The organism is Escherichia coli DSM 30083 = JCM 1649 = ATCC 11775, from assembly GCF_003697165.2.
In the GTDB taxonomy this organism is placed as follows: domain Bacteria; phylum Pseudomonadota; class Gammaproteobacteria; order Enterobacterales; family Enterobacteriaceae; genus Escherichia; species Escherichia coli.
In genome coordinates, this window is the sequence record NZ_CP033092.2 from 638,720 (window position 1) to 651,103 (window position 12,384).

General features: G+C 52.4%; 9 protein-coding genes. 1 reads left to right on the forward strand and 8 read right to left on the reverse strand.

From position 1 onward, the window contains the following. Positions 1 to 258: 258 nt before the first annotated feature. The 4 genes from alx to ygjP all read right to left on the reverse strand — a co-directional run bounded on the left by alx (position 259) and on the right by ygjP (position 3,844). On the reverse strand, positions 259 to 1,224 hold the full coding sequence (gene alx, locus EAS44_RS03955; RefSeq protein WP_001098826.1) for a TerC family membrane protein Alx: 966 nt from the start codon (positions 1,222 to 1,224) through the stop codon (positions 259 to 261). Positions 1,225 to 1,506: 282 nt separating this feature from the next. Then, positions 1,507 to 2,493 carry a Gfo/Idh/MocA family protein gene (gene ygjR, locus EAS44_RS03960; protein ID WP_001350723.1) on the reverse strand — a complete coding sequence of 329 codons (987 nt, stop codon included), beginning with the start codon at positions 2,491 to 2,493 and terminating at the stop codon, positions 1,507 to 1,509. A gap of 78 nt (positions 2,494 to 2,571) precedes the next feature. Further along, complete coding sequence (ygjQ, locus tag EAS44_RS03965; RefSeq protein ID WP_000942562.1) at positions 2,572 to 3,264, reverse strand: vancomycin high temperature exclusion protein; 693 nt, start codon at positions 3,262 to 3,264, stop codon at positions 2,572 to 2,574. Positions 3,265 to 3,340: 76 nt separating this feature from the next. Further along, positions 3,341 to 3,844, reverse strand: a complete 504-nt coding sequence (gene ygjP / locus EAS44_RS03970; protein ID WP_001295542.1) for a M48 family metallopeptidase — start codon at positions 3,842 to 3,844, stop codon at positions 3,341 to 3,343. Between the two features lie 84 nt (positions 3,845 to 3,928). On the opposite strand from ygjP, the gene rlmG reads away from it, so the two are divergent. Then, on the forward strand, positions 3,929 to 5,065 hold the full coding sequence (gene rlmG / locus EAS44_RS03975) for a 23S rRNA (guanine(1835)-N(2))-methyltransferase RlmG (protein WP_000018671.1): 1,137 nt from the start codon (positions 3,929 to 3,931) through the stop codon (positions 5,063 to 5,065). 117 nt (positions 5,066 to 5,182) lie between these two features. Here the strand turns inward: rlmG and fadH are convergent, their stop codons facing one another. The 4 genes from fadH to ygjI form a co-directional block, all read right to left on the reverse strand. Further along, positions 5,183 to 7,201 (reverse strand): NADPH-dependent 2,4-dienoyl-CoA reductase, encoded by a 2,019-nt coding sequence (gene fadH, locus EAS44_RS03980; RefSeq protein WP_000121408.1) that lies wholly within the window; start codon positions 7,199 to 7,201, stop codon positions 5,183 to 5,185. Between the two features lie 170 nt (positions 7,202 to 7,371). Further along, on the reverse strand, positions 7,372 to 9,723 hold the full coding sequence (gene ygjK / locus EAS44_RS03985; RefSeq protein WP_000695435.1) for an alpha-glucosidase: 2,352 nt from the start codon (positions 9,721 to 9,723) through the stop codon (positions 7,372 to 7,374). Between the two features lie 16 nt (positions 9,724 to 9,739). Beyond that, a complete protein-coding gene (gene ygjJ, locus EAS44_RS03990; protein ID WP_000767679.1) occupies positions 9,740 to 10,810 on the reverse strand; it encodes a protein YgjJ in 1,071 nt (356 codons plus the stop codon). 133 nt (positions 10,811 to 10,943) lie between these two features. Then, positions 10,944 to 12,377: an amino acid permease gene (gene ygjI / locus EAS44_RS03995; protein WP_001285445.1), complete on the reverse strand. Its 1,434-nt coding sequence runs from the start codon at positions 12,375 to 12,377 to the stop codon at positions 10,944 to 10,946. Positions 12,378 to 12,384: the final 7 nt, after the last annotated feature.

A 12,384-nucleotide genomic window follows, 5' to 3' on the forward strand; every position in this document is an offset into this window, starting at 1 on the left:
GTAACAAAGTGTTTGCAAGGTCGAGTATAAGGAAAGTTACAGCTTCGGGAAGCGAAATATGCTGGATTTTAAAGAGAAGTCATATTTCGCAACTTAATGGTTACATTTGTTTGACATGAAAATAAAGCCCAACGTGCGGCTTCCAGACTGATGACAACGTCAAAAAAGTACTCGGTCAGTCCCCTCGCCCCTTTTGGGGAGAGGGAGAAAACGGTGCTCATGTTGATGACAGAGTACACGGCTTAGGCAGATTAAAAATTATTCTACCCGCTGCTTATCATGCCGATAATTCACCCAGGCGTTGATAATAAACGTCATCACCAGAATGCCAAACACCACGCCCAGCGAGACAGCGATCGGAATATGGTAGAAGTCGACAATCAGCATCTTGATACCGATAAACACCAGAATCACCGCCAGACCATATTTGAGCATCGAGAAACGCTCTGCCACACCTGCCAGCAGGAAATACATCGCACGCAGGCCGAGGATCGCAAACAGGTTTGAGGTCAGCACAATAAACGGATCGGTGGTCACGGCGAAGATAGCCGGAATACTATCCACGGCGAAAATCACGTCGCTCAACTCCACCAGAATCAGCACCAGCATCAGCGGCGTGGCATACAACAAACCATTCTTACGCACAAAGAAATGCTCGTTGTCGATGGTGTCGGTCATGCGCAAATGACCGCGTAGCCAGCGCACCAGCGGCTTGTCGCCAATGCCTGATTCATCTTCATGGGCGAGCGCCATCTTCACGCCGGTAAACAGCAGGAAGGCACCGAAGATATACAAGATCCAGTCGAACTGTGAAATCAGCCAGCTACCAGTGAAGATCATGATGGTACGCAGAACAATCGCCCCGAGTACGCCATACACCAGCACGCGGCGTTGTAATGCCGCCGGAACAGAGAAATAGCTGAACAACATCAGCCAGACAAAGACGTTATCGACCGCCAGCGATTTCTCAATCAGATAACCCGTGAGAAAGGCCAGTGCCTGTGGATCGGCAACGGCGCGACCTTCGGTTTGCACCAGATACCACCAGAAAGCGGCGTTAAACAGTAACGACAGCGTCACCCAGACCAGCGACCAGGCCGCAGCCTGTTTCATGGTCATGGCATGTGCCCCACGACGCCCCTGCAACAACAGGTCGATAGCCAGCATAATGGTGACAACAACAGCGAATCCGCCCCATAGCAACGGCGTGCCGACAGTATTCATAGAAGTTCCTTACACATAAAAAAACGGCCAACGTCGGAAGACATCAGCCGCTGCTTTTTATGCATAGACCTCGCCTTCCGGCAAGGTCTCACTTACAACAAAAAAGGAATACGTCTGCGTATTCCTTTCGGGTTGCCCGGTGACCGGATGTGGTTTTTCACACATCGTAATGACGATCGACCGACAATGAAGTTACTCCCCTTTGCAGGTAACAAAGTATGACAGACCATTCAGTCAGTCAATGGTCTGTTACATACCTTTTACACTGTTTTACTTTGGCAATTATAGTTTTACGTTATCTGCCGGAAAAATCACCCCAGTCTGGCGGCGGATCTCAGTCAGCAGTTTGGCGGTGATACGACTGACCGCCAGCCCTGGATGATTCACCAGATGCTCATCCACCAGGGTAGCGAACAGCTCTGCTTCGTAGAGCATGGTATTAATATGCTGTGGCTGGGTGAGATCCTGCATCTGGCTGCCACGCGGTACAAAGCAAACTTTCTGGCATTCAGACAGTTTTTCAATCACCAGCGATCCCGCTTCGCCCTGAATCTCGCTTGCCAGGACAGAATCGCTCACTTTTGAGTGCTGCAACGTAACGCTGAAATCACCGTAATCCATCACCACCACGCCGTGGGCATCCACACCGCTTGCCAGCAAACTGGCGGTTGCCTGCACGCTTTTCGGTTCACCGAATAATGCCACCGCCGACGCCAGGCAGTAAAAGCCGATATCCATAATTGAACCGTTAGAGAATGTCGGATTAAAGGTGTTGGGATTCTCTCCGTCCAGGTAACGCTGATACCGCGAGGAATACTGGCAATAGTTGAAAAAGACTTTACGCAGTTTGCCGACTTTCGGCAGCGCCTGGCGCAGCAAATGAAAGTTCGGCAGGTAGGCCGTTTTAAATGCCTCAAACAGCACCACCTGATTTTCCCGCGCACAGGCAATGGCGGCATCCACTTCCGCCAGATTTGACGCCAGCGGTTTCTCGCAAATCACATGAATTTTGTGACTAAGGAAAAGTTGTGTCTGGGAAAAGTGCAGGGAATTCGGGCTGGCAATATACACCGCGTCAATGGCATCGCTTTCTGCCATCGCTTCCAGCGACGTAAACAGATGCTCGACAGAAAAATCATTGGCGAAGTGCTGGGCCTGTTCAAGACTGCGGGAATAAACGGCGGTTAACTTGTATTTACCGCTCTCATGGGCGGCCTCGACGAACTGGCGAGTGATCCAGTTCGTACCAATCACAGCGAAACGTATCATAACGCGTGGATACTCCATAAAGGGATTCTCTCGTCACTGTAGCACGCCTTTTTTATCTTCGACGTGCGCAGATACGCATTATTCTTTCGCCGGACAGCCATGCTCACTAAACGGCCCAATCATAACCAACGGCCCGAGATATTTCGGCTGGCGATGGAGGATTTTCGCATCAATCACCGCGCTGACTCTGGCAAGTTTTTCCCGCAGTTGAGTATATAAACCGTGCTTCATATTGAGGTCTGGCGCGTTAAAACCGATAGCATCGATACCATACTGTTTTGCCAGCCAGATGGCGCGTTGGTTATGAAATTCTTGCGAGATAATGGTGATATGATTTTCACTAAACACCTTGTTGGCACGCACCACCGAATCAAGCGTTGAGAATCCGGCATAGTCGCAGAAGATCACTTTTGCCGGTACGCCTTTAGCGATCAAGGCTTGCTGCATTCCTGACGCTTCATCGTAATTTTTACGTCCATTATCGCCGCTCACCAATAGCCATTTCACTTTTCCGGCGTGGTACAACGCTGCTGCGGTATCAATACGTCGGGTAAAGTAGCGATTACCCGGCCTCGCCCCCAGCAATAAACCCACGTTCCGCGCCGGAACGGCGTTGACATCGCTCCAGGTCAGCTGCTTGCTGGCGTTGACCATAACGCGATCGGCAATAAAAATGGTCGCTCCTGCTATAAGCAACAATAAACAGCCAAGCTTTAGAGTCCGGCGAGAAAAACAAATACGGAGAAGAAGGCGGGCAAAGGCGCGCAGCATGGTCGTTATCCTTAACGAAAGGGGGGAGGTCGATTTTAGGCGCTAAAGGAGGAAAAAATAACGCCTGACATCATTTTCAGATTTTGTCCTGCCCAAGCGACAACTGCGTTAGCCACAGCCGGGTGTCGAACTCAAGCTGGTGGTACTGCGGCTCCATATGGCAGCACAACTGGTAAAACGCTTTGTTATGCTCTTTCTCCTTCAGGTGCGCCAGCTCGTGCACCACGATCATGCGCAAAAACGGTTCCGGCGCGTTGCGAAACACGGTAGCGACGCGGATCTCTGCTTTTGCTTTCAGCTTGCCGCCCTGCACACGCGAAACGGCAGTATGTAATCCGAGCGCGTTTTTCAGCACGTGGATCTTATTGTCATACATCACTTTATTGATCGGCGGGGCATTGCGCAGAAACTGATTTTTAAGATCCTGGGTATATTGCCAGAGGGCTTTATCGGTGGCGTAGTCGTGTGTTCCCGGATAACGTTTTGCCAGCACATCGCCCAGACGCTGTTCGTTAATCAGCGTTCGCACCTGGGAAAGTAGCTGCTCGGGATAACCCTGAAGATAAGTAAGATTGCTCATAACCGCCCACGAAAAAGAGAAAAAGGGTATACTCACGCACCCTTTTCAGGGGCAACGTCGAAATTTTATCATTCAGGAGGGCCGATGAGCCACTTAGACAACGGTTTCCGTTCACTGACACTACAACGTTTTCCGGCGACGGATGACGTTAACCCGCTACAGGCGTGGGAAGCGGCGGATGAATATTTGCTGCAACAGTTGGACGACACAGAAATCCGCGGCCCGGTGTTGATCCTGAATGATGCCTTTGGTGCGTTAAGTTGTGCGCTGGCGGAACATAAGCCGTACAGCATTGGCGACTCATACATCAGTGAACTGGCCACGCGCGAGAATTTACGCCTCAACGGGATTGATGAATCGAGCGTGAAGTTTCTCGACAGCACCGCCGACTACCCGCAACAGCCGGGCGTGGTACTGATCAAAGTACCGAAAACACTGGCATTGCTGGAACAACAACTGCGTGCGCTGCGCAAAGTGGTCACGCCGGATACACGTATTATTGCCGGTGCCAAAGCCCGTGACATCCACACTTCCACGCTGGAACTGTTCGAAAAAGTGCTCGGCCCGACTACCACCACGCTGGCATGGAAGAAGGCACGCTTAATTAACTGTACTTTCAACGAGCCGCCGCTGGCCGATGCGCCGCAGACCGTTAGCTGGAAACTGGAAGGTACTGACTGGACTATCCACAACCATGCGAATGTCTTCTCCCGCACCGGGCTGGATATTGGCGCGCGCTTCTTTATGCAACATCTGCCAGAGAATCTCGAGGGTGAGATTGTCGATCTCGGCTGCGGTAATGGCGTTATTGGTCTGACGCTGCTTGATAAAAACCCGCAGGCGAAAGTGGTGTTTGTCGATGAATCGCCGATGGCGGTTGCTTCCAGCCGTTTGAACGTTGAAACCAACATGCCCGAGGCGTTGGATCGCTGCGAGTTTATGATCAACAACGCGCTCTCCGGCGTGGAGCCTTTCCGTTTTAATGCTGTGCTCTGCAACCCGCCGTTTCATCAGCAACATGCGCTGACCGATAACGTCGCCTGGGAGATGTTCCACCATGCCCGCCGCTGCCTGAAAATCAACGGCGAGCTGTATATCGTTGCCAACCGTCACCTGGATTACTTCCATAAACTGAAGAAGATTTTCGGCAACTGCACCACCATCGCCACGAATAATAAATTTGTGGTGCTGAAAGCAGTGAAGCTGGGGCGTCGTCGGTAAGATTGGCAGCTACCTGCCAGATAAGGCGTAAACGCCTTATCTGGCATACGTTCAGCACATTACCCCCAGGTCGGATAAGACGCGGCAAGCGTCGCATCCGGCACTTCAATGCACAATTTAAATCTCCAGCGCCAGCCGTGTTCCCTGGGCAATTGCCCGTCGTGCGTCCAGCTCCATAGCTACATCGCAGCCGCCAATTAAATGCACAGTTTTCCCGCTATCAATCAGCGGTTGCGCCAATGCGCGGTTTGGCTCTTGCCCTGCGCAGATCACCACATTGTCCACTGCTAATACCTGCGTTTCGCCGTTGATCACCACATGCAGCCCGTCATCGTCAATCTTCTGATAACTTACGCCTGGGATCATTTTCACACCGCGCGAGAGCAGGGTGGTGCGATGGATCCAGCCGGTGGTTTTGCCTAACCCCTGTCCCGGTTTGCTGGCTTTGCGCTGGAGCATCACAATCTGCCGTGGGCTACGCGGGATCTGCATTCCCTGCGGGCTTAAGCCACCAGCCTGTTGCAGGCTGCTGTCGATCCCCCATTCATTACAGAACCCGGCGATATTCTGGCTGGTGGATTCGCCCGGCTGACTTAAATACATCGCCGTATCAAAACCAATCCCGCCACAACCGATGATGGCAACTTTGTTGCCTACCTGCGCTTTGTCGCGCAGTACGTCGAGATAACTCAACACCTTCGGATGATCGATCCCGTCGATGGGCGGAATGCGCGGTACGATCCCACTGGCGAGGATCGTTTCATCGAACGCCTTTAACTGATCTGCGGTCACGGTGTGATTAAGTTTCAGTGTCACACCCGTCACTTCGATCATCCGGCGGTAATAGCGCAGCGTTTCGTAAAACTCCTCTTTGCCGGGGATCTGTTTGGCGATATTAAACTGCCCGCCGATCTCGCTGTGCGCATCAAACAATGTTACCTGATGCCCACGCGCCGCCGCGTTAATGGCAAACGCCAGCCCAGCAGGTCCCGCACCGACCACCGCCAGATTTTTTTTCTGCACGGCCGGAAGGATTGGCATTTTGGTTTCATGGCAGGCGCGAGGATTCACCAGGCACGAGGTGACTTTGCCAACGAAGATCTGATCGAGACAGGCCTGGTTGCAGCCAATACAAGTGTTGATCTCATCGGCTCGTCCCGATTGCGCTTTTGACAGCAGCTCCGCATCAGCGAGAAACGGTCGCGCCATCGATACCATGTCCGCATCACCGCGCGAGAGAATGTCGTCGGCAACCTGCGGATCGTTAATCCGGTTGGTGGTCACCAGCGGCAGCGAAACGTGGCCTTTCAGTTTGCGCGTGACCCAGCTAAATGCGCCGCGCGGCACGGGCGTGGCAATGGTCGGAATACGTGCTTCATGCCAGCCAATGCCGGTGTTGATAATCGTTGCGCCCGCCGCTTCAATGGCCTGCGCCAGCTCTACCGTTTCGGCAAAAGTACCGCCGCCTTCGACCAGGTCGAGCATCGACAAACGGTAGATAATAATGAAGTCGTTGCCGACACGTTCGCGCACCGCACCCACTACTTCTACGGCAAACCGCATCCGGTTGCGGTAATCGCCGCCCCACTGGTCACTACGCTGATTGGTGCGCAGCGTCAGAAATTCGTTGATCAAATACCCTTCGGACCCCATCACCTCTACACCGTCGTATCCTGCCTCCCGTGCCAATTGCGCGCAGTGGGCGAAATCGTCGATCAGTTGCAGGATCTCTTCATGGGTGAGTTCGTGAGGAACGAAACGGTTGATGGGGGCCTGCAATGCGGAGGGTGCGACCAGATGCGGTTGGTAGCTGTAGCGCCCGGTATGCAAAATTTGCAGGGCGATTTTGCCGCCTTCCTGATGTACGGCTTCGGTAATGGTGCGATGGTGTGGGATCTGGTTGGCGTCATTGAGCATTGCACCGCCTTCCATGCCAACGCCTGTTAAATCTGGTGCGATACCGCCGCTGACAATCAACGCCACGCCGTGACGGGCGCGTTCGGCATAAAACGCTGCCAGCCGTTCAGCGCCGTCCGGGTATTCCTCCAGCCCGGTGTGCATTGAGCCCATCAACACGCGGTTTTTTAACGTGGTAAAACCTAAATCCAGCGGGGCAAACAGCGACGGATAGCTCATAAAATTGTCCAGTATGTAAAATAATTGTTATGTGGTCGGATGAGTTCTAATTTAGCCGTCGCCGGAGAAAAGGGAAAAGGGGAGTGCGGGGTTTGTGATGGGATTCAAAAAGAATACGCCCGTTCGTCATGCCGGACGGCGGTAATACAGTCGTCCGGCATCGGGAAAAATTACTGCTTACGGAAAAAATCGTTATACAACATATACAAATGCGCGGCACTCCAGGAGAAATTTGGTGCGCCTTGCTGTGCGCCAGTCAGCGGGTTGTAATTCTCCTGAATTGGGCCATCGGCGGTTAATCCTTTGGCATGCTGGAAGAACGTATCCGCCAGTTTCAGGGCATCATCACGATAACCGTAACGCTCCATTCCTTTCAGACCAAACCAGAACTGATCTACCCATACGCGCCCGCGCCAGTAGATATCAGCGCCAAAAGCCGGGTTGGTTAACGCTGCCGTTCCCAGCGGTACAAAGGTGTTGAACTCTTTAGGATCGAGCATCACCTTCACCACCGCGTCGGCGTTGGCCTGCGTTGCCGCACCGTTAAACAGCGGCGACCAGCCTTCTGGCCCTTTACCGCGCTCAACAATCGGTTTGCCCGCGCAGCCGTTCGCCAGCGGTTTATCTTCAATACGCACGTCATAGTAGAACTGTGTAGTCGGGTCGAACATACAAGTGTTGATGTAGTCCGCGAGCTGTTGTGCTAACTGACGATAGCGTTTGGCCTCTTCCGGCTTACCGAGAATCGTCGCCATCTCCGCCAGATAATGGTTATCGCTGTACATATAGCTGGCCTGATCCACCGACTCCTGCAATAGCGAGTAGCCCAGCAACGTTCCGTCCTGACTGCGGTTCTCGGCGAATTTCACCGTCCAGTCGCTACGTTTGCCGCCGTTAGCGACATATTTATCCAACTGTTCCTTGTCGATAAACCCAAAAACGGCGGCATCATCACGACCCGATTCCCACGACGCGGCAACCTGTGCCGGAATTTCCAGACTGTCGTACTGGCCTTTCTCCACCACGCGGGCGTAGTTGTTCAGCCCAGACCGCGTCTCTTCTTTGTCGCCTTTTTTCACCGTAAACAGCATCTCGCCGCTCTCGGTGTTGTGGGCTTTGTCGCGGGTCGCGCCATATTCCGGCACGCCGTTGCCGTTATGATCGCGGTTACGTAACCACCAGTCGTGATAGGCCACCAGTTTCGGGTACATCTCTGCCAGCCAGGTTTTATCCTGGGTGACGTTGTACACTTCCATCACCGACCAGGCGGCAAGGCTGGGCTTGGTATTGCGTTCGTTCCAGTTGCCGCCATCGCCGCCACGCTCGGGGCTAAGGTTCCACGCAATCAGGTCGGGGACAAAGCCCACATCCTGCGGACGCACGCTGTCGCCTGGCTGGATCTGCCAGGAGAAGACCGCGCGGATATTCTCTTTGGCGATATCCGGATTGAAATGCGCCATCGCAAACGCCTGCTTCCAGGTATCCCACGGCCAGGTCTGATTGCCGGAGAACCAGCGCCCGGTCACCGACGGCGTGACGGTGTTATATTTCACCGCACCGCCCGGCGATCGCCAGTTACCGTTGAGCGTTTCGATGGCTTTCACCGCGACGCGCGTCTGTTCCGGCGTCGCATCCGGATTGGTTAACCCTTTCTTCAGATACTCTTCCCAGCGTTGCTGCGAGGCGGTGAGATAAAACGCCGGACGCGCCAGAATATCGCGGATCTGCATTTGCTCTTTGCTAACTTCCTGAGCGGTCAGCAGATGGGAGTAGGTGGTATAGAGCGTCGTCGAACCGTTGATATGCGCCTTACTGGTAAAGCGATTGCCGTTGATTTCAGTCTGCACTGGCAGGGATTTATGCACCTGATATTCTGATTCACCGGAGGTCAGCAGATCCCAGGTGGCGCGCACTTTGCCAAAGGTGACTTTCAGGCCATCACGGGTGGCGCTGATTTTGCGCTGATAGTCAGGGTATTCGCCAGCAATGGTTTTATCGGAAAGCGGTTTCCCTTCTTTCGCTTCCAGTTTTTCCAGCAGTTCGCCATCCCACACCAGATCCAGCGGTTTATCGCTGGTGATTTTGGTTTCCAGTAGTGATGTGCGCGGCGTGGCGAAGCGCAGAATCATTTCGACCTGTACATCTTTCGATATCAACTTTTGCACCAGCGCGCCGGGAATACTGTATGCCTCCAGCGTGAAATCGACTTTCTTGCCGTCTTGCCAGACGGTCAGGCGATCGAAATTGCTGGCCATAAAGTTGATGTATTCTTCCGTCAGCAGCGCAACGCCAGGAAAGCCGCCCATAGTGTTCGGGCCGTCTGGCAACAGATGACCATGCCAGGCTCCGAGATCGAAAAACGGATTAAAACGCTGGTGATCGTCGTAATCGTAATCCTTCATGTACTGCGGCGCGCCAGTACGGTTAATCACGTTTTTATAATTGTCAGCGTTAGCGGCATGGGCGGAAAAGCTCATCAGCAGAGCACAGGCTACTGGCGTTAAAATGGTTTTTATTTTCATGAGATTACTGTCCTTATTACCAGTAAAAATATTGCATCAGGAAGAGTTGGTCGCTGGGATCGTGAGAGGCATTTTTCATGTAGAAGCGGCTATCAAAAGCCGTTGCGAAACGTCCGCCGCCGTATTCGTACCAGATACCAAACTGCATGAAAGAGGTGGTTTCATCGTCAGCGTGGTCAGGGCGATGTTTGGCGTAGGTGTAAGCGGTGGAGAGATAAACGCCCTTTAACGCTTCATACATGGCGCTCACCATCATCCCGCTTTCACTTCCCGATACGTCCAGCCCGTCGGCGCGTCCGGTATGGTGCCAGGCGCGAGCGGCAAAGTTAGGGGTAAGCAGGCCCGTGAGATAGAGTTGGCCTGTGCCGTCGGTGATTTCCAGACCGTTCATCCAGGTGATACCTTCTGCAAGGTCATACTGGATGTAACCGTTCATCATTGCCGGATAGGTGTATTTGTCGTCGTAGCGATCGTACTTGCCAAAATGTAGCCAGGCTTTGCTTTCGTCATGATGTCCGGCAGGTGTGGCGGTAACGCTATAACGAAAGTTGCCGCTTAAGTTCTGTACCTTCAGCGCAGTCATAATGTCGCGGGTATTGGGAATGACGTAGCCCAGATCGGGCGTGAAATCGCCCCACCATTGCAGGTCATCCAGCGAGGAATCCTGACGCAGACTGAGCATGATTTCGGTGCCATCATTGGTACGATAACCGCCATAGAAACGGTTAATCCCACCTTCGAAACCACCCCAGCTATGGTCAGGCACCCAGGCATTACCGTCGTGGTCGGCCTGCACGGTCCAGCCTTCGCCGTAAATCAGGCCGAACCAGGAGCCGTACTTCATCTCCAGGCCACCTTCAATATAGGTGCCGTCGCTGTATTTATGTTTATTCTCACCCTCTAAATCCATATACCCACCAACCCCTAATTCGCCGTAAAAACGAAATGAAGGAGAAGATGTCGAGGTCATTGCGGGGGTTTTTGTGTCGTCATGTTCTGCCGGACGTGCTTCATCAGCGGTCACAGAAAAGGCGTAGCAAAACGGCAGCGCAAGTAATGCTCTGCATGGTGCAGTGATTAATTTCATTGTGTTAATCCATGAGCTAAAGAAAAAGTACAGCCTTTTATCGTTGTAATTATAAAAATATAAAGGCAGAAACTATTTTCCCTCTCCCCATCCAGGAAGAGGGAAAATGCCTGCTCATTTTTTATTATTTTGCTTAATCAACATTTCTGGCTGGCGTCGCTTCAATATGGCGCTCTTCAGCCGTTAATCCCTTTATATATTTACTGTATTTCCACCACGCAAAGCCGAGGAAGATAACAATACCGCCGACGTTATAAAAAATGATGGTCAGAATATTCGCGCCAGTCGGGAATGTCGAAGCGACAAACCCTACGGCAAATATCGCAATCAGCATTGAAACAACGATAATACCGGTGCGGCGGGAGCCCATACGGAAATCGCGTGGCAGGTGATCTAATTTGGCGCGTAAATTCAGGTAAGCCAGCATGATGAATAACGGCGGAAGCATGGACGCTGCGGCAGTCATATTAATAATAGTATTCATCAGATCCTGCACGGTATTGGAACCGAGCATCGGGATAATCATCAGCGGGATGACGATCAGGAACTGGATCCACGCTGCGCGCGCCGGAACGCCGTTTTCGTTCAGTTCGACGGTTTTCTTACCAAAGATGCCTTCCGGGATTTCGGAGAAGAAAATTTTCACCGGCGTTGCCGTCCACATCAGCAGGGAACCGAACATCGCGGTAAAGGACACCAGACCGACAAAGCGATTCATCAACGCTTCCGGTAGACCAAAATACGCCGCCATGCCGTGGAATACCTGCACCGATCCGCCAGTAAATTTCAACTCTTTGCTGCTGACGAAGACGTTAATCAGCACCGAGGAGACGGAATACAGTACGCCGATAAAAATCCCGGCGAGGATGATCACTTTAACGAACGATTTCGAACCGCCTTTGACGTCGTTAACGTACACCGCGACGGACTCCGCGCCACCTGCGGCCATAAAGATCCAGGTGGTCACGCCGAGGAACGCCCAGTTGAAGTTCGGGATCATCGCGTCAACAGTGATGGGGTCAGCAGGCTGTACGCCGCCAACCAGTGCCGTACCTGCCAGTAAAATGTAGGAGAGCGTTAACAGCAGCATCAGCGTTGAAGTGACGGAGGTAATTGGCCCCAGCATTTTCGCCCCATTGGTAGAAACCCAGGTGGAGAAGGCGAACAGCACCATACTGATAATGGTGGTGGCAACCGGCGTCATAATATATTCGTAGCCGAGGAAGGCATACGAAGCATAAGCAATAACGCGCGGTAACAGCGAGGTGAAAAAGAACAGGTTTACGAACCAGTAGGTATAGGCAGTAATAAATGCCCAACGTCCGCCCAGCGAACTTTTTACCCACGCGTAGACACCGGCTTCTGAGTTTTTATTTAACGAAACAAATTCTGCAATGATCAGACAGAAGGGAATAAAATAAAAAATCGTCGCGAGGAAAAACATCGGTGCCGAGGCCAGTCCAAGCTCAATATTATTATTGATAACGTTGTTAAAGCTGTAAACGGCGGCAAAAGTCAGCGAGAGCAAGCCGAATTTGCCGATTGTATTACGTTTGGTATCAGACATAACACAT